Source organism: Rufibacter latericius (assembly GCF_003721515.1).
Lineage (GTDB): Bacteria > Bacteroidota > Bacteroidia > Cytophagales > Hymenobacteraceae > Nibribacter > Nibribacter latericius.
Genome location: NZ_RJJD01000016.1, coordinates 1 through 491, shown reverse-complemented (window position 1 = coordinate 491; position 491 = coordinate 1). Strand labels below are relative to the sequence as shown.

1 protein-coding gene is annotated in these 491 nt (G+C 50.7%); it reads left to right on the top strand.

Annotated elements, in window-relative coordinates; all coding sequences use genetic code 11:
• Window positions 1-491 (top strand): hypothetical protein (locus EFB08_RS23610; protein WP_165864972.1); only part of this gene is annotated, 491 nt, incomplete at both ends.

Here is a 491-nt window from a genome sequence, read left to right as displayed (position 1 = left end):
ACCTTCAATCCTACCACTCCGGGCGAGTACTGGCTCACCTATAGGTACACCAACCCTTATACTTACTGCAAGGGTGAGGCCAAGTGCAAAATCATCGTCTACGAGAAACCTTACGTCAAACTAAAATATTGTCCTAAGTTCTGCGTGGGTGACCCAATATATACCCTAAGTGGCGGTGAGCCTGCGGGCGGTACTTACTACATTAACGGTGTGGCCGCAACAACTTTCAACCCTACAACTGCCGGCGAGTACGAGCTGGTCTATAAGTATAAGAACGGCTACGGCTGCGAAGGCAAGGCTTACTGCAAAATAGTTGTATACGAGAAACCCTATGTCAAACTGAAGGAGTGTCCTAAGTTCTGCGTGGGTGACCCAGTCTACACGCTGACGGGAGGCGAGCCAGCCGGCGGTACTTACTACATTAATGGGGTAGAGGCGACTACCTTCAATCCTACCACTCCGGGCGAGTACTGGCTCACCTATAGGTACAC